Annotated in this window: 18 protein-coding genes; 7 read left to right on the top strand and 11 right to left on the bottom strand. The window is 42.2% G+C overall.

Annotated elements, in window-relative coordinates; genetic code table 11:
- Positions 1-32 precede the first annotated feature (32 nt).
- Positions 33-2,654 carry a DNA mismatch repair protein MutS gene (gene mutS, locus ACFQ3S_RS12280; RefSeq protein ID WP_449288935.1) on the top strand — a complete coding sequence of 874 codons (2,622 nt, stop codon included), beginning with the start codon at positions 33-35 and terminating at the stop codon, positions 2,652-2,654.
- A 214-nt stretch (positions 2,655-2,868) separates the two neighbouring features.
- Here mutS and yidC read toward each other — a convergent pair whose 3' ends face one another.
- The 7 genes from yidC to trpS all read right to left on the bottom strand — a co-directional run bounded on the left by yidC (position 2,869) and on the right by trpS (position 11,398).
- A complete protein-coding gene (yidC, locus tag ACFQ3S_RS12285; protein ID WP_377164795.1) occupies positions 2,869-4,689 on the bottom strand; it encodes a membrane protein insertase YidC in 1,821 nt (606 codons plus the stop codon).
- 22 nt (positions 4,690-4,711) lie between these two features.
- Positions 4,712-6,322 (bottom strand): CTP synthase, encoded by a 1,611-nt coding sequence (locus ACFQ3S_RS12290; RefSeq protein WP_377164797.1) that lies wholly within the window; start codon positions 6,320-6,322, stop codon positions 4,712-4,714.
- A 180-nt stretch (positions 6,323-6,502) separates the two neighbouring features.
- Positions 6,503-7,834, bottom strand: a complete 1,332-nt coding sequence (locus ACFQ3S_RS12295) for a peptidoglycan DD-metalloendopeptidase family protein (RefSeq protein ID WP_377164799.1) — start codon at positions 7,832-7,834, stop codon at positions 6,503-6,505.
- A gap of 64 nt (positions 7,835-7,898) precedes the next feature.
- Positions 7,899-8,495 carry a hypothetical protein gene (locus ACFQ3S_RS12300; RefSeq protein WP_377164801.1) on the bottom strand — a complete coding sequence of 199 codons (597 nt, stop codon included), beginning with the start codon at positions 8,493-8,495 and terminating at the stop codon, positions 7,899-7,901.
- 294 nt (positions 8,496-8,789) lie between these two features.
- A complete protein-coding gene (kdsB, locus tag ACFQ3S_RS12305) occupies positions 8,790-9,566 on the bottom strand; it encodes a 3-deoxy-manno-octulosonate cytidylyltransferase (protein WP_377164803.1) in 777 nt (258 codons plus the stop codon).
- Between the two features lie 63 nt (positions 9,567-9,629).
- Positions 9,630-10,244 carry a deoxynucleoside kinase gene (locus tag ACFQ3S_RS12310; protein ID WP_377164805.1) on the bottom strand — a complete coding sequence of 205 codons (615 nt, stop codon included), beginning with the start codon at positions 10,242-10,244 and terminating at the stop codon, positions 9,630-9,632.
- Between the two features lie 158 nt (positions 10,245-10,402).
- Complete coding sequence (trpS, locus tag ACFQ3S_RS12315; RefSeq protein WP_377164808.1) at positions 10,403-11,398, bottom strand: tryptophan--tRNA ligase; 996 nt, start codon at positions 11,396-11,398, stop codon at positions 10,403-10,405.
- A gap of 40 nt (positions 11,399-11,438) precedes the next feature.
- Here trpS and ACFQ3S_RS12320 point away from each other — a divergent pair, with 40 nt between their 5' ends.
- The 5 genes from ACFQ3S_RS12320 to ACFQ3S_RS12340 all read left to right on the top strand — a co-directional run bounded on the left by ACFQ3S_RS12320 (position 11,439) and on the right by ACFQ3S_RS12340 (position 15,601).
- Entirely contained in the window at positions 11,439-12,179 is a 741-nt protein-coding gene (locus ACFQ3S_RS12320; protein WP_377164810.1) for a lysophospholipid acyltransferase family protein, read from the top strand.
- A complete protein-coding gene (gene gatC, locus ACFQ3S_RS12325; RefSeq protein ID WP_377164812.1) occupies positions 12,166-12,459 on the top strand; it encodes an Asp-tRNA(Asn)/Glu-tRNA(Gln) amidotransferase subunit GatC in 294 nt (97 codons plus the stop codon). The genes ACFQ3S_RS12320 and gatC overlap by 14 nt, the downstream gene beginning before the upstream one ends.
- 160 nt (positions 12,460-12,619) lie before the next feature.
- Entirely contained in the window at positions 12,620-12,940 is a 321-nt protein-coding gene (gene trxA / locus ACFQ3S_RS12330) for a thioredoxin (protein ID WP_377164814.1), read from the top strand.
- Between the two features lie 75 nt (positions 12,941-13,015).
- Entirely contained in the window at positions 13,016-13,936 is a 921-nt protein-coding gene (locus ACFQ3S_RS12335; protein WP_377164816.1) for a DUF58 domain-containing protein, read from the top strand.
- Positions 13,937-14,134: 198 nt separating this feature from the next.
- Positions 14,135-15,601, top strand: coding sequence for a glycoside hydrolase family 130 protein (locus tag ACFQ3S_RS12340; protein ID WP_377164818.1), 1,467 nt, complete (start codon positions 14,135-14,137; stop codon positions 15,599-15,601).
- Positions 15,602-15,691: 90 nt separating this feature from the next.
- Here ACFQ3S_RS12340 and ACFQ3S_RS12345 read toward each other — a convergent pair whose 3' ends face one another.
- From ACFQ3S_RS12345 to ACFQ3S_RS12360, 4 genes are all read right to left on the bottom strand, one after another.
- On the bottom strand, positions 15,692-16,699 hold the full coding sequence (locus ACFQ3S_RS12345; protein WP_377164820.1) for a glycosyltransferase family 4 protein: 1,008 nt from the start codon (positions 16,697-16,699) through the stop codon (positions 15,692-15,694).
- Positions 16,699-18,975, bottom strand: a complete 2,277-nt coding sequence (locus ACFQ3S_RS12350) for a glycosyltransferase family 4 protein (protein WP_377164822.1) — start codon at positions 18,973-18,975, stop codon at positions 16,699-16,701. Before ACFQ3S_RS12350 ends, ACFQ3S_RS12345 begins: the two co-directional genes overlap by 1 nt.
- Before the next feature lie 436 nt (positions 18,976-19,411).
- Positions 19,412-20,329, bottom strand: a complete 918-nt coding sequence (gene fmt, locus ACFQ3S_RS12355; RefSeq protein WP_377164824.1) for a methionyl-tRNA formyltransferase — start codon at positions 20,327-20,329, stop codon at positions 19,412-19,414.
- A gap of 89 nt (positions 20,330-20,418) precedes the next feature.
- Positions 20,419-21,681, bottom strand: coding sequence for an exo-beta-N-acetylmuramidase NamZ family protein (locus ACFQ3S_RS12360; protein WP_377164826.1), 1,263 nt, complete (start codon positions 21,679-21,681; stop codon positions 20,419-20,421).
- Positions 21,682-21,781: 100 nt separating this feature from the next.
- On the opposite strand from ACFQ3S_RS12360, the gene ACFQ3S_RS12365 reads away from it, so the two are divergent.
- Complete coding sequence (locus ACFQ3S_RS12365; protein ID WP_377164828.1) at positions 21,782-23,002, top strand: ABC transporter permease; 1,221 nt, start codon at positions 21,782-21,784, stop codon at positions 23,000-23,002.
- The last annotated feature ends 2 nt before the right edge of the window (positions 23,003-23,004 follow it).

Genomic DNA, 23,004 nt, shown 5'->3' on the forward strand with positions numbered 1-23,004 from the left:
TGGGCAAAATTGCTACCAAAGAAACGCCGCTTATGCAGCAGTATAACCAAATTAAGGCCAAGTACCCTGGTGCCTTATTGTTGTTCCGCGTTGGCGATTTTTATGAAACCTTTGGCGAGGATGCCGTAAAGGCATCGGGGATATTGGGTATTGTGCTTACTAAACGGGCAAACGGCGCCGCCACGCATATTGAACTGGCCGGTTTTCCACATCATTCTTTAGATACTTATCTGCCTAAACTGGTACGTGCCGGTCAGCGGGTAGCTATCTGTGATCAGCTGGAAGATCCGAAGATGACCAAAACCATTGTCAAAAGAGGCGTAACGGAATTAGTAACTCCCGGCGTGGCTACCAGCGATAATATCCTAAATCAAAAGAATAACAACTATCTGGCTTCATTATATTTTGAGAAAAATAGTATAGGAATAGCCCTAATCGATATTTCAACCGGCGAGTTTTTAACCGCGCAGGGCAACACCGATTATTTAGATAAACTCCTGCAATCTTTTAGCCCAAGCGAGGTGATCTACCCTAAAAGCTACAAGCGAGACTTCAGTGAAAAGTTTGGTGATCGTTATTATACCTACACCTTAGATGAATGGCCGTACAGTGGCGATTACGCTTACGAAACGCTCACCAAGCACTTTGGCGTAAAATCGCTTAAAGGCTTTGGTATAGAAAAGCTGAACCTGGGCATAATTGCGGCCGGTGTAGCACTGCATTATCTCAACGAAACCGAGCACCGCAACCTGCAGCATATCAGCGCTATCAGCCGGATAGAAGAAGACCGTTATCTATGGCTTGATCGTTTCAGCATCCGCAACCTCGAATTAGTAGGCTCGAGCAACGATAACGCATTGACATTGGTCGACGTGCTCGATCATACCTGCTCACCTATGGGTGCACGCTTGCTGCGTCGCTGGATCGTGATGCCGTTAAAGGAATTAAAGCCCATTAACGACCGCCTGAATGTAGTGCAGCACCTGATTAAACAGGAAGACTTACGCAACGAATTGCAGGCCTGCATTCGCCAGGTAGGCGATTTGGAAAGATTAATTAGCAAGATAGGATTACAAAAAGCTAATCCGCGCGAAGTTTGCCAGTTGCGTAAAGCCTTACAAGCTATTAGCAGTATAAAAAATATGTGTAATGTGGCGGGGGGCGAGCAGTTGGGTACGAGGAGCGAGGTGCCGGGAGCGGGTGTTAATGAAGCCTTACTGGCTATAGGTAATCAATTGAATCCATGCGATTATATCTGTGATAAAATAGGGCGTGAAATGAATGCTGAGCCACCCATACAGTTGGTAAAAGGCGGCGTTATGGCCGAAGGTATTGATGCTGAACTGGACCGCTTACGAAAAATTGCATTTGGCGGTAAAGGCTATTTGCTGGAGATCCAAAAACGCGAGGCTGAACAAACTGCTATTCCGTCGTTAAAAGTGGCGTTTAATAATGTATTTGGTTATTACCTGGAAGTTACCCATTCGCACCGGGATAAGGTACCAACCGACTGGATTCGTAAGCAAACGCTGGTAAATGCGGAGCGTTACATTACTCCCGAACTTAAAGAATATGAAGAGCAGATTTTAGGTGCCGAGGAAAAGATCCTGGCGTTAGAGACTCGTTTATATAACGACCTGCTTTATTCGCTTGCCGAGTATATTAAACCTATACAGCTTAATGCACAGTTAGTGGCACGTTTGGATGTATTACTGAACTTCGCCACCGTATCTATCAAAAACTATTATGTAAAGCCGCAAATGAACGATGGGCTGGTCATTGATATTAAAGGTGGCCGCCACCCGGTGATAGAAAAGAACTTGCCGCCGGGTGAGGAGTACATTACGAATGATGTTTACCTCGATTCGGATAGTCAGCAGATCATTATCATCACAGGACCTAACATGGCTGGTAAATCGGCATTATTACGGCAAACCGGTTTAATTGTTTTGCTGGCGCAGATGGGTTGTTTTGTGCCTGCCAAAGAGGCACAGATAGGATTAGTAGATAAGATCTTTACCCGTGTGGGAGCATCGGATAACTTGTCATCAGGCGAATCTACCTTTATGGTGGAAATGAACGAAACGGCCAGCATCCTTAACAACCTGAGCAATCGCAGTTTGATCTTGCTGGACGAAATTGGCCGCGGTACCAGTACTTACGATGGTATTTCTATAGCCTGGGCTATAGCCGAATATTTACATAATCATCCATCGGCTAAAGCCAAAACGCTGTTTGCCACACACTATCATGAGTTAAACGAACTCACCAACATGTTTGGCCGAGTTAAAAACTATAACGTAACGGTCAAGGAAGTGGGCAACCAAATCATCTTCCTGCGTAAACTGGTTCCAGGTGGCAGCGAGCATAGCTTTGGTATACACGTAGCCAAACTGGCCGGCATGCCGCCTAAGGTACTGGCACGTGCCCATGAGATACTCAAAAAGCTGGAAGCCGAACGTACCGGTGGCGAGAATATTAAGGAAAGCATTAAGAAGGTACAAAAGCAAGCCCTGCAATTACAAATGTTTTCCATAGACGACCCGGTGCTGGTCAAGATCCGGGATATGTTAAATAATTTGGATGTAAACACCTTAACCCCGGTAGAAGCTTTGATGAAATTGGATGAGATTCAGCGGGTGATAAAAAGTTAAGTAGGTAGTATAGCAACTCGTCTTTGCGAGCGTAGCGTGGCAATCCCTGCTTAGAAAGGTAGCCGTTGTACCTGTCGTGCAGAGATTGCTTCGTTCCTCGCAATGACGGTTTAAGCCAAACTGAAAAGGCCACAGCTGCAATCACAACTATGGCCTTTTTCTATTTCAATCAATGAACAATTAACTAATCAACTATTCACCATTCAACCACTCACTACTTATTTTTAGCTTGTTGTTGCTGGCGCATCATTTCTTCTAACTTGGCCTGGAAACCGGTTTTCTTCTTTTTAGGGTCTTCCGGTTTCTTTTTGTTTTCCTGGATCTGCGCATGAATCTTTTTATCATCTACCCAAAAGCGAATGAGGTATTGCTGTAAAAAGGTTAACATATTAGCCAGGAAGTAGTAATAGTTCAAACCTGATGGGTAGCTGTTTAAGAAACCCAGGAACATGATCGGACTTATATAGCCAATATACTTCATTTGACCTGTAGCACCCGATACCTGGTTGTTAAAGTAGGTGTACACGATAGTCGAAATGGTCATCAATACACACATTAAACTTAAGTGATCGCCTATGAAGGGTATGGTAAAGCCAAAATTGATAAAAGCATCATAGGTTGAAAGGTCATGCATCCATAAAAAGCTTTGTCCACGCAGCTCAAATAAACTTGGGAAGAAGCGCAAAAAAGCAAATATGATAGGCATTTGCAGCACCAGAGGCAAGCAGCCACCCAACGGGTTTACACCCGCTTTGCGGTATAATTTCATGTATTCCTGTTGTAGCAGGGTGGGATTGTCTTCACCAACTTTAGCTTTAATTTCATCCATTTCCGGCTTCAAAACTTTCATTTTGGCCATGCTGAGGTATGATTTATAGGTAAGCGGCGATAGCACCAACTTTAACAGAACGGTTAAGGCTAATATTACAAAACCCATGTTCCAGTTAAAGTGCTGTAAGAAGTTAAACACTGGTATTACGGCGTAACGGTTAATCAGTTTTAAAGGTCCCCAACCCAGGTCAATCTGTTTTTCCAAATCGTAACCTTGTTTTTGTAGGGTACTAAAGCGGTTAGTGCCAAAGTAAAACTCCATTGGATAGGTGTTTTCGGCATTGCTGCTTAACGTTAAAGCAGCTTTCATTTGCTTAACGTCGGTAGAACCAACATTGGTGCTTACGGCTAAATCAGCTTTTTGAAAACCTTGTTTAGCTATCAGCACATTGGAGAAAAAGTGTTGTTTAAAAGATACCCATTGCAGTTTTTTATCGGCAATTTGTTTGCTTTCGTCTTTACTAAGGCTCAAATAATCTACATCATTCTCTGTATTTTTATAATACACGGTAGAGTAGAGGCGTTCTTGTATTACATCTTTTTCCTGTTTGTGCAAACTTGCCGCCCAGTTTAATGTAATGGTTTTGTTATTGGCCAGCACATTATCTAAACCGGTTAATTTAACAATATAACCTACTTTAAAACCAGTAGCACCTAAGGTATATATATAATCAATATACTGAGTTGGGCTATAGCTTAAACGTAAGGTTACGCTGCTGCTATCGCTACCGGCCACTTTAACATCAGTGCTGGTAGGGGTAAAATAACGGTCATTGGTATTAATAGCTGTACTGCCCGCCGTAAAACGAAAACCAAACTGATTATCGTTGCCATCAAATAAAATGAGCGGTTTTTTATCGAAAGTCTTGAAATCTTTCAACTCTACGCTATAAACGCGGCCGCCACGACTGCTCAACTTTACTTTAACGTCTTTGTTTTCTAAAGTAATCAATTGCTCGCTGCCAACAGTTGAAGCACCAAACGGCGCTTTTAATGCGGCTGAATCAACAGGAGCTTTTATTGTTGCGGTATCGGTTTTTGCAACAGTCGGAGCCTTCTTTAAAAGACCGGCTTTTTTCAGGGAATCCTGGTGCTCAATAAGGCGCGCTTTTTTTACTTCTTCCTCGTTAGGTTTTAAAAAAAAGAACGAGCCTACCAGTATCACGGCAATCAGGAATAACCCTGTGAACGTATTTCTATCCATTATTATCTATCGTACAATTAAATCAGTTCTTGCGGGCGTAAGCCAGCGAAGCGGCCACAAAGTTAACAAAAAGTGGATGCGGATTAGCAACTGTTGATTTTAATTCGGGGTGGAACTGCGAGCCAACAAAAAACGGGTGATTTTTAAGCTCAACTATCTCTACCAAACCATTTTGCGGGTTAATGCCCGACGGGATCATACCTGCTTCTTCGTACTGTTTTAGGTATTCGTTATTAAACTCGTAACGATGGCGGTGACGCTCGATAATATGTGGTTTGCCATATATAGATGCTGCTTTACTGCCCTTTTTTAAATCGCACGGGTAGGCGCCCAAACGCATGGTGCCGCCCTTATTGGTAATATTTTTCTGATCTTCCATCATACTTATTACCGGGTAAGTGGTATGTCCATCCATTTCTACACTGTTGGCCGCATCAAGGTTTAATACGTGGCGACCGAATTCAACTACGGCACACTGCATACCTAAACAAATACCGAAAAACGGGATATTGCTTTCGCGTACATAGCGAATAGCCTCAATTTTACCTTCAAAACCACGTTGACCGAACCCTGGTGCAACCAGTACTCCATGCAAACCACGCAACTTTTCAATGGCATTTTCAGGTGTCAGTTGTTCCGATTGAATATAAGTCACCCTTACCTTACACTCATTTTTGGCACCGGCATGTATAAAAGCTTCGGCAATAGATTTATAGGCATCGGGCAATTCCACATATTTACCTACTACACCAATACGTATTTCGGATGTTGGGTTTTTTAAGCGGCCTAAGAAGTCTTTCCAGCTTTCCAGATCAGGCTCATTTTTAGTAGGTAATTTCAACTTGGTTAGCACCGTTTTATCAAGCTGCTCTTTTAGCATCAGCAACGGCACATCATATATACTTGAAGCATCAATAGACTCAATAACCGCGTTAATGTTCACATTACAGAAAAGCGCTATCTTTTTACGGATATCCATATTGAGGTGATGCTCTGTACGACATACCAAAATATCAGGTTGAATACCGTACTCTAACAACATTTTAACAGAGTGCTGTGTAGGTTTAGTTTTTAATTCGCCTGCGGCAGCAAGGAAAGGGACCAGGGTTAAGTGGATGACCAGCGAGTTACCCGAACCGCTTTCCCAGCGAAACTGGCGTACGGCCTCTACAAAAGGAAGTGATTCAATATCGCCCACGGTACCACCAATTTCGGTGATCACAATATCGTAATTGCCTGTGTCTCCTAATATTCTGAAATTCCGTTTGATCTCGTCGGTAATGTGGGGAACCACTTGTACGGTTTTACCTAAAAATGCACCTTCACGCTCGCGGTTAATTACATTTTGGTAGATACGACCAGTAGTTATATTGTTAGACTGTGAAGTAGGGATATTCAAAAAACGCTCATAATGACCTAAGTCCAAGTCGGTTTCGGCACCGTCTTCTGTAACATAACATTCACCATGCTCATACGGATTCAGTGTTCCCGGATCAATGTTGATATAAGGGTCGAATTTTTGGATAGTAACGCGGTAACCGCGCGATTGTAGGAGTTTAGCCAGTGAAGCCGAAATAATACCTTTCCCTAACGATGAGGTAACGCCGCCCGTAACAAATATATATTTAGTCATGATCTTGATGAAACCGGCCAGGCAAAAACGTGTCTGAACCGTAGTATGTGTACGGGATACAAAAGTAAGAAAATTTCTGGCTATGCCCGATGTTTCTGAAAATAGCTTAGCGCAAAAAGGTTATAGCAAGGTAAGTTCATCATTGCCATACTAATACAGGAAACAAGAATGTAAAATAAATTAGTGTACTTCTATCCAGCCGGTATTATCATACTGATCGGTTACCAGGTAGTAATTACGAAAGGAGCCTTTAATGTTTACTTGGTCACCAATTACTAAAAGTGTTTTACGGGCAGCATTCAAGCTATCGGGCGCATCAAGCAAGGCTTGCTGCTGTTTAAGGTTAAGTTTGCGTAATGTACTGGTGGTATTTACATCGCGACTGTTAATATAACCTTGTGTGCCATCGGGCAGGGTTGCCTTATACCAGCCCTCGGTAGCGGCTATAATATTTAATACAGTACTTACAGGCAGCGTTTGACGGATGTGGGCGTCTTTATCAGGCTCTATATAGAGCCGGTTGGTTTTGCTGGTAGTGCGGGCAGTGGCGTTTAAGAGTTGCAATGACGCAGTGATAGCTTTGGGTGATTGTACCGTGCGGTTCACAAAAGGATAAGGATCGATAGCTCCACCATTGGTATAGATGCCGAAGTGGAGATGTGAAGGTGTACTGCGCGCATTACCGGTATTGCCTACCAAACCCAAAGTGTCACCTATGTGCACGGTTTGTCCGTTTTGTGCCAGTTGCTGATCCAGGTGGGCATAATACAGGGTGTAGTCGCGGTCGGTTGGGCGCATGAAAACGACCAGTCCGCCCAACTCGTTGGTGCTTACACTGGTTACCACACCATCTGCCGCGGCTATGGCCGGCGTGCGTTTAGGTGCAAATATATCGATGCCTTCATGCTTGCGACCGCCATTATCGCGTCCATCGCCCCAAAAGCTGCCAACATTAGGCTTTCCTGTTGATGATACCGGGAAACTGAGCGATGGTCCGGAAGTAATGGTCAAGGTATATTCGCCGCTTCGCAACAATTCGGGTTGCAGGCGGAGAATGTACTTGCCGTTCTGTTTAACTTCATGATCGAGTGTAGCGCCGGTGGTATCGGCCGATGCAATGAGCTTTTGCTCGGTTGAACTAATTTCCTCCAACAAGTCCATGTAAATGGCAAAGTTGAGTAGTGGTCTTTTGCTGAGGGTGATGTGCAATTTTTGTCCGCGTTTGACATCGAAGCGCAGGGTAGCCGACGGGATTTTTTCAGCCGAGAAGTAGCCGGTTTCTTTATAAGGTATGCTAACGTTAAGTGCGTTAGTAATACTGGCCTGTCCTTTTTGTATCCAGGCGCTGCCCATGGCGGTTTTATCCAAACCGGCATCTTTAAGGCGTTGACCGTACGCGTCGTGCGGCGATAATTTATTGAAGATAGCCAGCGGACCAGTATTTTTGCTACAAGAAAATAATACAATGCTCACTAAAAGCACACAACTAAAGTATTTCAAATCAAAAGGCATGAGGAATTATAAACTGTAAAACCAACCTTTTGAAGTGTGATAATGTTTTAGCGGTTACCAAACATTATAAATCAGTTGGTTTGTTTTCTTCTATGAGTTTACCTGTGTTGTAATAATGAACAGTATTCTGCAGCGTTTTGAAACTAAAATTATCAGCCTCTTCATACTGCTTAAGTACTTCAGGATTATCGGCTATCATTTCGGAAAAAATATTTTGGCGGCTCTTTTTAGAGCTATTACCGAAAAGCGCTTTGGTTTTTAATTCCTGCAACTCCCCATTGTCTTTACTCACATACCAGGTTGTGTTGGTGTAGGTTGCACCCATATACCCATAGCTGGTTACTGTGTAAGTGTATAAAGTGATCTTACCATCTTCAACCAGCTGTAAAAAAACAAGCTTTTTACTTTTAGGCAAATGGGTTGCACGATAAACACGTTTTAAATCATCTGTGCGGTAGTAGCTTACATCTTTTACATTAAATTTTTTGAAGTCTTCCATTTCAGCAGTTTTGTATTTGTCTGCTCCAATAAAGGGAAACTTCATTTCGCACTTAACAGTATCGCCATTAAGATTAACTATAATACCTGTTTGTTGGGCATGAGCAACAAAGCTGATGATGGTACTTGTAAGGATAACAATCAGTAGAAATTTTATTTTCATGTGTGAGTTTGTTTGGGTTCCATAAAGATAAAAACTTTTATGACCTTTTAAAATTGAGGAATAGGCTTATTTATAGGAAAGAGGTCCCTTGATTGTCTAACCAATTTACAGTGAAATTTGCGTTAGCCATTGTAGAGGATAGCCCGGAATGCAGCGATAGCGAAATAAGGACTTGAACGGAAAGCGCGGGCCGGAGGCAACGCCCATATTAGTTATTGGGTTGTTATGTTATTGTTTCGCTGTTAGGTTTTTCATACTGCCTTAATACCCAACAAGAAAGAAAACAATGGAAAGTTATACCGGTAGTCTTTGCAAATCTTCAGGCGTATCTACCGCTTGGGTTTCTAATTCGGTTTCAGCCACTTTAATGCGATAACCGTTCTCAATCCAGCGCAGTTGTTCCAGGTTTTCAGCTTTCTCTAAGGAAGAAATAGGCAAGCGGGTTACGGCTTGTAAAATTTCTGACCGGAAGCCGTAGATACCAATGTGTTTAAAGTAAGTAAAGTGCTGCAGCCATTGTTCAGATTCTTGTCCGCGTTGGTAGGGGATGGGCGTGCGGGAAAAGTAGATGGCTTCACCTAATTTATTGATGATAACCTTTGGCGAGTTGATATTGTGCAGATCATCGGCCACGGTTATTTTTTTGATGAGCGTAGCAATTTGGGTATCGGCTGTGGTAAAGCAGGCCGCTACTTTGCTAATCTGCACCGGGTCAATATAAGGTTCATCACCCTGTATGTTGATGACCACTTCGTATTCGGGATAATTGGCTGCTACCTCGGCGCAGCGGTCGGTACCGCTTTGATGGTCGGGCGAGGTCATTACGGCCTTGCCGCCGAAATCGTGGATATGGTTCAGGATGCGCTCATCATCGGTAGCTATGATCACATCATCCAGGCTCTGGCATTTCACGCACTGCTCATACACGCGCTGTATCATCACCTTACCGGTAATATCTACCAGCGGCTTCCCCGGGAACCGGGTAGATGCGTAACGTGCAGGAATAATGCCGAGGATTTTACCCCTCCCAACCCTCCCCGGGAGGGAGTGCTTAGTATGTTTTTCGTTCATAACCAGTTATCTTTGATGTGGTATTTAAAAGCCCTCCCTCCCGGGGAGGGTTGGGAGGAGTTCTTAAAACAGTCCGTGTATCTCTCTTTCTATCAAATTGATAATGGTACCCAGATCTTCTGTGTTATTGGCGAAGTCGAGATTGTCCATATCTACAATCAACAATTTGCCGAGGTTGTAACCGGCTATCCATTTTTCGTACTTTTCATTAAGTTTGGAAAGGTAATCTAACCGGATGCCTATCTCATAATCGCGGCCGCGGCGGTGTATGTTGCTTACCAGTTTAGGTACCGAAGCTTTGAGGTAAACGAGCAGATCGGGCGGGTTGATGAACGAGGTAATGTTATCGAATATCGACTGGTAATTATCGTAATCGCGGGTGCTCATCAGCTCCATATCGTGCAGGTTTTCGGCAAAAATATAAGCATCCTCATATATGGTACGGTCCTGAACAATGTCTTTATCGCTGGCTTGTATTTCCCTTATTTGTCGGAAACGGCTGTTTAAAAAATAAATCTGCAGGTTAAAACTCCAGCGTTTCATGTCGCTGTAAAAGTCTTCAAGGTATGGGTTATTATCCACCGCCTCATACTGCGGTTCCCAGCCATAGTTTTTGGCCAGCAAACCGGTTAAGGTAGTTTTACCGGCGCCTATATTTCCAACAATTGCAATGTGCATAGCCCCTCCTAAACGGCGTAGCCCTCATGAGCACCGTCAATATTTAATATATGTAGCGAATAATCCTCCCCGGGAGGGAGGACCTTATTTTTTAATTTGTGCTAAGATAGGCTTTTTATTCATAAGCCCTCCCTCCCAGGGAGGGTTTGGAAGGAGCTTTAAAAATTCCTGAACCCAATGATCTCTCTAACCTCTTTAATGGTGCGTGATGCACTTTCGCGGGCTTTGGCGGCACCGTAGCGGGCAACCTGCCGCAGATAAGCTTCATCGTTAGCTATGTCGTTAATTTTATCGCGGATGGGTGCGGTAGCAATAATCATATCCTCGGCCAATTGTTTTTTAAAATCTCCGTATCGGATCTGCATTTTATTGTACAGGCCGTCAAAATATTCATAAGTGTCGGCAGTTGATACCACTTTCATCAAATCGAACAGGTTTTGGATTTCTTGCGGTTTTTGTTGGTTTTCTACGGTAGGACCAGCATCGGTAACTGCTTTCAATACTTTTTTGCGGATGGTCTCTGGGCTATCGGACAAGTAAACGGCATTGGCTTCACCTTCCGATTTTCCCATTTTACCTTTACCATCCAGTCCGGGTATTTTAACCAACTGACTGCTGTAATTAAACGCATAAGGCTCAGGGAAGTATTCGGTGTTATACAACCGGTTAAAGCGGTTACCGAAAGTGCGTGCCATTTCCAGGTGTTGTTCCTGATCTTTACCCACAGGCACTTTGGTAGCTTTATGAATAATGATATCGGCAGCCATTAATACCGGGTACGTTAATAAGCCGGCGTTTACATTATCGGGGTTGGCGCGAACCTTATCTTTAAATGAGGTGGCGCGTTCCAACTCGCCCAGGTAAGCGTTCATGTTCAAATACAGGTAGAGCTCGGCTACTTCGGGCACATCGCTTTGTATATAAATGGTGGCTTGCTCAGGGTCAATACCGGCGGCCAGGTATTCTACCAGCACTTGTTTTACGTTACCGTGCAAATCGCCGGGCGTAGGGTGGGTGGTGAGTGAGTGTAAGTCGGCAATAAAAAAATAACAGTTGTATTCGTGCTGCATTTTTATAAAATTTTGGATAGCACCATAATAGTTACCCAAATGCAAATTACCGGTTGAACGAATACCACTAACAACAGTTTCCATAATGGCGCGAAAGTAAGGAAATTTTATATTTTTGACGCGGATGAAAAAACTATTGAGAAAAGTACACAGCCGTTATTACCGTTATGGTGTGGCTTTTTTCTATTTTTTGTTGTGGCCCTTCCTTTATCACTTTTCGCGTAAACCAAGCAGGTATGCTGTCATGAACAAATTCAGGCAAGTATGGGGTTTTTGCAGTTCGGCCACAGCGGGTATATTTTACCATTATAATTACGAGCAGCCTATCGACTGGAGCCGCACTTACATTATTTGCTCCAACCATACATCTAATCTCGACATAACCGCCATGAGTTTGCTCATTAAAAACAACTATTGTTTTATTGGCAAAGAGGAACTATTAAAAAATATGGTAACCCGGATCTTTTTTAAAACGGTGGATATACCTGTAAACCGCGATAGCAAGATGTCGTCGTTCCGGGCATTTAAAAGCGCTGCCGAACGATTGCAGCATGGGGTTACCATGATTATTTTTCCCGAAGGAAAGATCCCGGACGATTACCCGCCGCAATTACATGAATTTAAGAACGGCCCGTTCCGGTTGGCTATTGAGCATAAAGTGCCTATTATCCCGGTTACTTCTTTAAATACCTGGAAGGTGTTGTGGGATACCGGTTTGGAATTAGGAAGCCGCCCGGGCGTATGCGACATATACGTACATGCGCCTATTGAAACTGCCCATTTAACGGTTGATGATGCCGACGCCCTGCGCGATGAGGTTTATAGGCTAATAAATGATAAATTTGAAAGCTATGCAGATAGATAAAGATACCGTTGCCAAAATTGCTCACCTGGCCCGCCTGGAAGTCACAGAGCAGGAAAGCCAGGAACTGGTTGGCGATATGAATAAGATCCTCGATTTTATGGCCAAGCTGAACGAGGTGAATACCGATAATGTGGAACCCTTAGTTTACATGACCAACGAAGTAAACGTTTTACGCGAAGACGTAGTAAGGCAGGAAATTACCCACGAAGAAGCCCTTTCTAACGCACCTGAAGAGGATGGGAAACACTTTTTGGTGGCTAAGGTTATTGAGCGAAAGTAGGAGTAATGTGCGGAGGTGCTGATTATGGATGGGTAAATGAGCAAAAAGTGGACTTGCCTTATCAACCAATCAACCAACATTTGTTTGTCAGAATGTCAGGCTGCTATTGTGGCAAGCTATTTGAATAGTATATATTTGTTAAACATAAATAATAAAGATCATGGCTTTAGAAATTACAGACGCTAACTTCGAGGAATTAGTGTTGAAATCAGATAAACCGGTATTGGTTGACTTTTGGGCAGAATGGTGTGGCCCTTGTCGTATGGTTGGACCGGTAGTTGAAGAAATTGCGAAAGAATATGACGGTAAAGCTGTTGTAGGAAAAGTGAATGTGGACAATAACCCGGGCATATCCACGAAATTCGGTATCCGTAATATCCCTGCCCTGTTGTTTTTCAAAGGTGGCGAAATTGTTGACAAACAAATAGGCGCCGTTCCTAAATCGGTATTAACCGAAAAGTTAGCTAAACAACTGGCTTAACACTTTTCGTAATAAATTATATAAAAAAAGCGTTTCCATAATTGGTAAACGCTTTTTTTATTTACTTTAGTTGCAATGGCCGAGTTAAATACCAATCAGGAGATCCGTCAGTTAGTCAACCTCGAATTACTGGCAAAGCAGGTTGTAGAAGGGTTTATTACCGGCCTGCATCAAAGTCCTTTTCATGGTTTTTCTGTAGAGTTTGCCGAACACCGTTTGTATAACAATGGCGAATCGGTTAAAAATATAGACTGGAAGCTTTTTGCCAAAACCGATAAATTATTTGTAAAGCAGTTTGAAGAAGAAACCAACCTTCGTTGCTATCTACTTTTAGATACGTCATCGAGCATGAATTATCCGCAAAAAGGATTAAGCAAGTTACAATTTTCGGTTTACGGAATAGCCTCGCTCATGTACCTGTTTAAAAAGCAGCGCGATGCCTTTGGTTTAGGGATCTTCTCGTCACAAATTGATTGGCTGAGCGCGGCAAGGTCAACTTCTACACACCTGTTTTATTTGTTTGCCGAGTTAGAGAAGGCATACAATCAGCCCAAAGTTTCTGCACAAACCGATCTTACCAATGTGATTCATCACATTGCCGAAGAGGTACATCAGCGATCCATGATCATTATTTTTAGTGATATGCTGGAAAATAGCCTGAATCCAGAAAAAAGTCGGGCTTTGTTTGCCGCCCTGCAACATCTCAAATATAACAAGCACGAGGTTATTATATTTAATGTGAACGATAAACAGCACGAAGTTGATTTTAGCTTTGATAACCGCCCGCATCACTTTGTAGATATGGAAAGCGGTGAAGAAGTTAAAGTGCATCCCGGCAAAGTGCGCGAAAGTTACCGATCAGCATTAAAAAATCACCACCACCAACTGGAACTTAAATGTGCCCAATACCAGGTAGAGCTGGTGGATGCTAACATTCACGAAGGGTATAATCACCTGTTAAAATCTTACCTGGTAGTAAGAAATAAAACTATTTAATTATCAGATAATAATTGTAAATATTACTATCAAATATTCATCTTGGTAGTAATATTCTAAAAAATGTAAAACTATAATTTCTATAAATTGTGTACAGTAAAATTCAATTGATAAAGGTTGATTAGTAGTGTTAAACTCTTTCAGAATTAAGCAATCAAATAACTGTAAATACTATTAAAACAATATATAATTCCCTATATGAGACTTTCTATCGAGCGTAAGGCTGTAAAAGTAAACCCCGATCCCAAGCGTGTTATTGCCCGTTTCTTTTTTAATGGTAACGAACGTTCAAAAGACGTAATACAACGTGTAATGGCCGTTGATGAAGATAGGGTTTTCAGCCTTATTTCGCCGCTTTTACAAGAGTATTCTACCCGTCATCGTAATATTACCAGGGTACTTAACCGCCATTGCGCCAAATTAAAAAATTTATTCAGTGAGCTTAGTATCGATTTTGATTCACTGAGCGTTTATCGCAAATTGCTCATTGGTTCATACTTTACGCACGAATATTCTATTGAATCGGCGGCGTTTTTTAATCCCTCAATAGTTGACGACCCCGACCAAAGCGATCTGGAAGAAGGCGAGAGAAGGGTTATTATCAGTTTCAGGGCAGTGGGAGAGGGGCACATTTCATCAATTACTTTCCGTAGGGCCTTGTTCGACAAGAATAATAACATTACCGTATTACCTGCCGGTAATTATATTGATGAAGCCGAAATTGTGCGTAATGCCGTTTACAATAAAAAGCTATTTTTTGATAAAGCGGTAACCACACAAATTAATATAGATGTGTTGAAAGAGCTGGAAGGTAAGCTCGACCATCACTTCGAATATTCTAATTTGCGCCGTTTGATCCTCGATTCGCAAAAGCTTCAGGCAAATGATATGCGCAAGCTGGAATACGACAAAATCTTATGGCTGGCCGATTCTTATTATGAGATTGTTTTTTCACTGGATACCGATATTTCTGACCGCGTGATCTTCCCTATTTCGGAGTATGAGCGCAAGGGTATTGAAGATGCCCGTTTTGTAAAGTTTATTAATGATGATGGAAGCTGGTCATATTACGCAACCTATACCGCATACGATGGCGCGCTGATTATGCCTAAACTGCTACAAACTACCGATTTTATTAATTTCCGTATTATGCCGTTATATGGTGCTGGCTCGCAAAATAAAAACCTGGCACTGTTCCCGCGTAAAATCAATGGCAAATATGTAATGATGTCGCGTATTGATGGTTGCAATAATTACATCATGTATTCCGACAAGATCAACATCTGGGAAAATCCGGTAATTTTACAGAAGCCAAAGTTTACCTGGGAATTTGTTCAGATAGGTAATTGCGGATCGCCTATTGAAACTGAAGATGGCTGGTTAATGATTACACACGGTGTTGGCCCAATGCGTAAATATGTTTTAGGCGCCAGTTTATTAAAGTTAGACGATCCGGGAGTGGAAATAGGCCGTTTAAAAGAGCCTTTGCTTATGCCAAACAGTGAAGAACGTGAAGGTTATGTACCTAATGTAATATATTCTTGTGGATCGATAGTACATAACGGTAAACTTATATTACCTTACGGTTTGTCGGATTACTCTTCATCATTTGCTGAAGTTGATTTAAAAACACTATTGAATAAGTTAAAAGAGGATGGAGTTTAAGCACCTGCACTATCTACAAGAAAAGCTTACCAAAGTGTAAGCTTTTCTTGTAGATAGATTACCTTGTATAAATGGTTAAAAACCGAAATCTTATCGTAATATCTGCTGATATAATTTATAATAATCATCCACCATTTTCTCGCTGGAAAATTGGGATGTAGCCCAATCCCTGCAAGCTTCTCGGCTAATAGTTGGTAATTGTGAAACAGCCTCAACCGCTTCATGTATAGTATTTACCAAAAAGCCGGTTTCCTGATCTTTAATCAACTCTGGCATCGAACCTTTGTTGAAAGCAATTACCGGAGTGCCGCATAACATGGCTTCGGCTACGCTCATGCCAAAAGGTTCGTTAAAATTAATAGGGTGAAGCAGGGCTGATGCTTTGCCTAACAGATCCTTGCGCTTATCGGGCCCGGCATGACCTGCGTAAATGATCTGCTCATTATCAATATACGGTTCAACGCGTTCGCGATAATAATTGGCATCTTGAATTATACCTGCTATCAGCAATTTTTTCTTGCTCTTTTGGGCAATTTCAATAGCCTCGGCAGTACCCTTGTCATGATGGATGCGGCCAAAATACAACAGGTAATCATCCGGCTCGCTGTTAAAGCTAAAATCGCGAGAATCCAGTCCATTGTAAACCGTGGCCAGGTAATCTAATTCCGGGCTGCGGTCTGCATTGCTGATAGATACATAATGAGAGGTAGCATTGTACTTTTTATATACAGGAACAATGCGTGTTGACGAAAAACCATGAATGGTAGTAATTACCGGCGTTTTAATTAATCCCGAGTACGTAAGCGGTAAAAAGTCGAAATTGTTATGGATCAGGTCAAACCGGGAGGCTTTTTCCATCAGGTTACTAATGTGTAAACATTCTAACACTTTGGCATCCTGGTTACGGTCTTCTTCGTAACCTGTAGCGCAAACAGCATCCAGTTTTCCACCCGTAATAGAATCCCCGGTAGCAAACAGCGTAACCTCAACCCCTTTTTTAACCAAACCTTCGGCTATGTTGGAGGCCACTTGTTCCCACGGGCCGTAGTGCCTGGGCGGTGTGCGCCAGGCAACGGGAGCTAAAACAGCAACTCTCATTAACAAGCTTCTATCTTCTGTCCGTACTTGTTATATTCGTACTCCAGCTCAAAGGCTTTTAATACCGTGAGGTGCGAGATCATATAAGCCAAGGTACTTTCGGCACCTTGATTACGGTTAATACCTGTCGGCATTAATCCATCGCAGCAGCCTTTGGTTTCGTGGTCATAAAGGGGCGCACGCAAGGTGTTTTCACCAAGGAACCATTTATAACTCAAGAACATTTTCTCGATATACTCTGGCTGACGTAAGGTTTCATAAGCTTGAAAATGCATCAGTACCATAGCCATAGTTTCAATAGCCTGCTGATCGAAAGTTGGGAACGTACCACCGCGATAATACCAACCATCGTTACCTATCGGGCTTAAATACCCGTTTGAAAGCGTTAGTTTATCTAAGAAGGCCATAGACTCTAAGGCTATCTTTTTTACTTTTTCGTTGCTGGTAATTTCGCATGAGTGTAATAGAGCTAAAGGTAAAATGGCGTTATCGTACGTCATTACCTCTTCAAACCATTGCCAATCAGGTGATGATGTTTTTTCGTAGGCCTCAACCAAAGGTGTGGTTAAGCGTACCAGTTCCTGCATCATACCTTCATCTGTAGGGATGGCTTTCAGGTAAAGCGAGATGCCGATAATAGTGTTGGCCATACCCCGTATGTGCTCTAACTTTCTGAAATGCGGAAACGAGCGGTGAAACAATTCCATCGCAAATTCGCGATAGGAGTTATGCGCAGCACAGCCAATTAAATGGCCTAATGCCCAAATAGTACGACCAAACGAATCCTCAGAACCAACTTCATCTAAATAACGGCGGTCGAAGCTCAGAAAGTTACGAAAATTACCGTCATCGGTTTGCATATAATGAATATAGCTCAAGTAAACCGGCAGTAGTTCAAATGCTTCGGGGCTTTTGTTACGCTGGTAAGCCATTAGCGCCATTATTAATGCCCGGGCATTGTCATCCAAACAATAGCCTTCTTTTAGGTTAGGTATGCCATATTTAGCATGTTGCACAATACCGGTATCATCGGTTAAACGCAATACGTGAGCCAGGTTAAAGGCAGGCATAATTTCGGGATCAACAATACTGTTGCGTAAAATTTTATCTCTGAAATCATGACGGCTTGCTGCTTCTTGTGCCACTTTAATATACTCGGCACCAACTACAGGCCAGCGCAGGTGCAAACCATACGAGTAGGCATTTTGTTTAATTTCGTTCATGGTATGCTGGTTATCCAGCAGGTCGTTCACATTATCGGCCAAGGCATCAGCATCTTTAAAATCGAACAAACGGCCCCGGTTGCTATCTAATAATTCGGTAGCATGCCAGTAAGGCGTAGATACTACAGCTGCACCAGCACCAACAGCGTAGGATAAGGTTCCGCTGGTTATTTGAGCCTCATTATGATATGGAGTAACATATATGGTTGCAGCCGTAAGGTAATTAATCAGCTCTTCTTCGGTAACAAACTTATTAATGAAAGCCAGGTGGTTTGATACTTTAAGCTGTGCAGCTAATGACTTCAAGTAATCGCGGTATTCTTCGCCCGAGTGTTTAACTACGCCCGGGTGCGTATTACCCAATACCACATACGTCACATCGGGGTGTTTGGCTGCTATTTTAGGCAGGGCTTTAATAACCACCTCTAAACCTTTATTACGGCTAATTAACCCAAAGGTTAACATTACTTTTTTGTCTTTGAACGAACTGATGTTTAAAACCGGATTGTTTTCCGGTTCTTCCAAGTCGGGCACTCCATGTTCGATGATTTGGATCTTTTCAACCGGAATTTCGTAAATAGTAGTTAAAAACTCCACCGCACGGTTGCTCATCACAATAATTTTTGATGATTGCTCGGCAATTTCCCTTACAATAATTTTTTGTACATAACTAGGCTCACGTAATACGGTGTGTAAAATTGAGATCAATGGTTTTTCTAAACGGTTGAGCAAAGGCAAAATGTATATGCCGCTTTCGCCGCCATAAATGCCAAATTCATGCTCCATAATGCATACATCCGCAGTACTGGTATTGATGTAATTTGCTGCACGTATATAATCTTTCTGATGATTTTGCCTAATAATGTACTTTACTTCCTGTGGATATTCGTATTCCTGCAAATTCTCAGAGTCGTTAACGGCTACAACAAAACCACCTTGCGACAACGATTTTCTTTCGGGAAAATTAGCGCTAATGGCGCGCATTAAGTTTTGATTAAATGTTGCAATTCCGCACTCGCGGGGAGGGTAGGTGGAGATGTAGGCTATTTTCATTTTTGTAATATAGTATCAAGTAAAATTGTAATGTTATAATTAAAATTCAACAAGTAAAGCAGATTGTGTACACTGTTGACTAAAAAAAAGGGCAAATGCTTTTAAAGTACGCAGTTAATGTTATATAAATCCGTACTGAATTATCATACGTATATATGTGCATAAATTGTACCAAATTGCAAGCTAAATGGTGTGCTGTTTACACTAAGTATGAAAAGAATAAATAGGGAATAGTACGCTGTTATAACGTTTTAGCCAATATAGATCATTCAGCCTGTAATATACAACAAATAAGTTAAACACTTTGAAGCTATCTTTAACACTAACTTATTAGCTGTAATGAGTGTGCACAATCACTAAAACAAAACCAACTGTCGGAAAAAACAAAATCTGCAACTTGGCAATTGAAATGATGATTTAGATATTCCTGTGTTAACTACAGCTTAATACCTCTCAAAAATTCCTCTATTCCCATACGTTTTTTGCCTTCTAACTGTACATCGCTTACGGTTATAAAGCCGTTGCTGCAGGCAAATTTAAGGTAAGTTTTATTGTCGGTTAAATAAGTCCCCGGTTCACTGGCTGGTTGAGCTACTTGTTTTTCACCTTTGTATATTTTGAATGTTTTACCATTGAGTTCGGTAAAGGCCGCCGGATGAGGGCTTAGTCCGCGTATTAAGTTATACACTTTTTCAACCGGCTGGTTCCAGTAAATGCGACAGTCTTCTTTAAATATTTTGGGGGCATGTTTAAGTTCCAGTTCATCGGTTAGTTGTTGTTGTGGCTGCTCGGTGTAACGGCCGCTTTCAATAGCTTTAACAGTTTTTACTAATAAGCCCGCGCCTTTGTTCATCAGCCTGTCGTGGTATTCGCCAGCAGTAACATCGTCGTTTATGGTTATTTTTTCCATAAATAGCACATCGCCGGTATCAATTTCCTGTTTTAAAAAGAAGGTAGTTACACCGCTTTCCTTTTCTCCATTAATAATGGCCCAGTTAATAGGGGCAGCACCACGGTATTGCGGCAACAATGAGGCATGCAGGTTAATGGTGCCTTTGGCGGGCATGCTCCAAACCGCTTCGGGCAACATTCTAAAGGCTACAACCACCTGTAGGTCGGCGTTCATGGATTTCAGTTCAATTAAAAATTCGGGGTTTTTTAATTTTTCGGGTTGTAATACTTTAAGCCCACGCGAAACAGCATACTGTTTCACAGCCGATTCACTCATTTTTTGGCCACGGCCTGCAGGTTTATCAGGGGCTGTAATAACAGCCACTATTTCACTTCCTGCTTCCAACAAAGCTTCCAGTGATGCAACAGCAAATTCGGGCGTACCCATAAAAACGATTTTCATAGTAGTTAGATGTGTGGTCTGATGTCGGTTGTCTGTTATCTGAAATGAGGGTTGGAAAAATCCTTTAACTGTCAACCGAAAACTGACAACTAATTATACAATAAATATTTCTTCCTTACTGTTTTAAACTTGCTTAAAGCCGGTTCCCAGCTTAGACGGATCTGCCCTTCGGTTTGGCCGCCTTCTATTTGCTTGCGCAATTGTTCGCTACCGGCAAGTTTGGTAAAGTAGGCATTAAAGAACTTCGATTTATCGGGAAAGTTTTGATAAAATGTTAATAACCAGGATAAATTAAGTTTACCTTCTTTTTTAAGTAAATCAGTATCGTATTTACGCAGGTCGATACCAAAACACTCCATATTCTTTTGCGGCGGATTATCGCTCATGCCCGGAATACTTACTGGTATGAAAGAAAAATCATATTTTCCTTTTAACCCCGGGTGCCCCACTACGGTAAAGGGAAACTGCGTACCCCGGCCCAAGCTTAGCGTAGTGCCTTCAAACCAGCAAATATGCGGGTATAGTATAATGGATTGCTGCGTATTCAAATTAGGCGAGGGGTTAACCGGTAACTTATAATCCATATTACGGTTGTAGTTCGCTACCTTAATTATTTTCAACTTGCATTGTATGCGGTTCTTTAGCCATCCTTCGCCGTTTATCATCCGGGCATATTCGGCAATGGTCATGCCGTGTACGGCTGGTATAGGGTGCATGCCAATGAATGAGCGGTAGGCTGTGTCTAACACGGGCCCGTCAACAAAGTAGCCGTTGGGGTTAGGACGGTCCAGTATCATCAGTTCTACATTGTTTTCGGCGCAGGCTTCCATAACGTAGTGCAGCGTGGATATATAAGTGTAAAAGCGGGCACCCACATCCTGTATATCAAATACCAATAAGTTTACACCTTTCAAATCGGCTGCGGTAGGTTTAAACTTACCGCCATATAACGATACTATGGGTATGCCAGTACGTTTGTCTACACTATTAGTTACCGTGGCGCCGTCGCTGGCATCGCCCCTGAAACCGTGTTCAGGACCATAGATCTTTTTGATAGCCACGCCGCGCTTCAGCAGGCTGTCTACCAGTGTGGTTTTGCCATTACCAATAATGGAGGTTGGGTTAACCACCATTCCTACGTTTTTACCTTTAAGGTAGGGTATGTATAATTGCGTTTGGTTGGCCGCCGTAGTTATCAGTAAAGTTGATGTAGGTGAGGTAGCATATTTATTTTTGTTTACCGTTTGTTGAGGAGGGCGAGATTCCGAAGCGGCATCTTTAGGTAATTGTTGCCCGCAAGCTGCTGTAATATTTAATAACAACAGGTAAATACCTAAGCCAAGCTTATTCATATATGGTTTATTAAGAGGTAATTTAATGCAAATTTACGCCGGTGCTAAACATTCGGCATGAAATCTGCATATTTGCGAAAGTACAAAAAAACTGTTTGCCTTGAATTTTTCTTCCTTTATTGCTTCGCGGCTTACTTTTCAAAGCAAGCGCACCTTCTCTAAACTGATTGTGCGTATCGCTATTGTAGGTATTATGCTGGGTTTAAGTGTTATGATACTGGCATTAGCTATTGTAAAAGGCTTTAAACGCGAGATCACTGAAAAGATAAGGGGTTTTGCAGGCGATATTCAGATCACCAAGTTCGATAACAATTTTTCGTACGAGAACTCACCCTTTATGATTGATACCGGCTTTGTAGCGAAGGCCAAAGCCAACCCGTTAATAAAGCAAATAATGCCTTACGCTACCAAGCCGGCTATTATTAAAGCTAATAACGAAATTGAAGGCGTAGTTTTGAAAGGAGTAGACAAAACATACGATTGGGGGATTTTCAAGCGTGCGCTCATCACGGGTAATGTAATTGACTTTGCCGATTCGGTTGCGGCTCAAAAGCAGATCATGGTATCGAGCCATACAGCCGGTAGGTTAAAGCTGAAGGTTGGTGATGATTTTTTGATGTACTTTATTCAGGAGCCCATGCGTAAGCGAAAGTTTACTATTGTGGGTATTTTTAACATAGGGGTGGAGGATGTTGACAAAACCTTCGTTATCGGCAACTTATCGATCATACAACGGCTAAACGACTGGACCTACCGTGAAGCGGGAGGATATGAGGTTCAGGTGGTGGATTTTAAGCAACTGCAACCCGCTACCCAGCAATTGAATGAGTTTTTACCCACCTACCTGCGTTCGTTCAGGGTCGACGAAACTTACCCAACCATATTTGAGTGGCTTAAACTGCTTGATGTAAATACCCAGGTGATGCTAATTTTGATGCTGATAGTGGCTGTAATTAATATGATATCGGCCCTGCTTATTATGATACTGGAGCGCACTTCAATGATTGGTATGCTTAAAGCCATGGGGGCCACCAATTGGAGTATTCAAAAAATATTTTTATATAATGCTACCTATTTAATAGGAATGGGCCTGTTATGGGGGAACATTTTAGGTTTGGGTTTAAGCTACATACAAGAGCGTACACACTTGTTTAGGCTCGATCAGGAATCATATTATATGAACTTTGTGCCCATTGAGTTAAGTTTAACCGATGTATTATTGCTTAATGCAGGTACATTGGTTATTTGTTTAATAGTGCTGCTGATCCCCTCTATGCTGGTAAGTAAAATAACGCCGGTGAGGGCTATACGTTTTAAATAACG

The sequence above is a fragment of the Mucilaginibacter terrae genome, from assembly GCF_042679325.1.
Classification (GTDB): Bacteria; Bacteroidota; Bacteroidia; order Sphingobacteriales; family Sphingobacteriaceae; genus Mucilaginibacter; species Mucilaginibacter terrae.

Bases quoted from the DNA above. Each gene is read 5' to 3' on its own strand.
- trxA (WP_377164814.1), top strand. From the start codon at position 12,620: ATGGCTTTAGAAATTACAGACGCTAACTTCGAGGAATTAGTGTTGAAA.
- kdsB (WP_377164803.1), bottom strand. From the start codon at position 9,566: ATGAACGAAAAACATACTAAGCACTCCCTCCCGGGGAGGGTTGGGAGG.
- ACFQ3S_RS12360 (WP_377164826.1), bottom strand. From the start codon at position 21,681: ATGAATAAGCTTGGCTTAGGTATTTACCTGTTGTTATTAAATATTACA.
- mutS (WP_449288935.1), top strand. From the start codon at position 33: ATGCAGCAGTATAACCAAATTAAGGCCAAGTACCCTGGTGCCTTATTG.
- gatC (WP_377164812.1), top strand. From the start codon at position 12,166: ATGCAGATAGATAAAGATACCGTTGCCAAAATTGCTCACCTGGCCCGC.
- ACFQ3S_RS12335 (WP_377164816.1), top strand. From the start codon at position 13,016: ATGGCCGAGTTAAATACCAATCAGGAGATCCGTCAGTTAGTCAACCTC.
- trpS (WP_377164808.1), bottom strand. From the start codon at position 11,398: ATGGAAACTGTTGTTAGTGGTATTCGTTCAACCGGTAATTTGCATTTG.
- ACFQ3S_RS12290 (WP_377164797.1), bottom strand. From the start codon at position 6,322: ATGACTAAATATATATTTGTTACGGGCGGCGTTACCTCATCGTTAGGG.
- fmt (WP_377164824.1), bottom strand. From the start codon at position 20,329: ATGAAAATCGTTTTTATGGGTACGCCCGAATTTGCTGTTGCATCACTG.
- ACFQ3S_RS12320 (WP_377164810.1), top strand. From the start codon at position 11,439: ATGAAAAAACTATTGAGAAAAGTACACAGCCGTTATTACCGTTATGGT.
- ACFQ3S_RS12345 (WP_377164820.1), bottom strand. From the start codon at position 16,699: ATGAGAGTTGCTGTTTTAGCTCCCGTTGCCTGGCGCACACCGCCCAGG.
- ACFQ3S_RS12295 (WP_377164799.1), bottom strand. From the start codon at position 7,834: ATGCCTTTTGATTTGAAATACTTTAGTTGTGTGCTTTTAGTGAGCATT.
- ACFQ3S_RS12350 (WP_377164822.1), bottom strand. From the start codon at position 18,975: ATGAAAATAGCCTACATCTCCACCTACCCTCCCCGCGAGTGCGGAATT.
- yidC (WP_377164795.1), bottom strand. From the start codon at position 4,689: ATGGATAGAAATACGTTCACAGGGTTATTCCTGATTGCCGTGATACTG.
- ACFQ3S_RS12300 (WP_377164801.1), bottom strand. From the start codon at position 8,495: ATGAAAATAAAATTTCTACTGATTGTTATCCTTACAAGTACCATCATC.
- ACFQ3S_RS12340 (WP_377164818.1), top strand. From the start codon at position 14,135: ATGAGACTTTCTATCGAGCGTAAGGCTGTAAAAGTAAACCCCGATCCC.
- ACFQ3S_RS12310 (WP_377164805.1), bottom strand. From the start codon at position 10,244: ATGCACATTGCAATTGTTGGAAATATAGGCGCCGGTAAAACTACCTTA.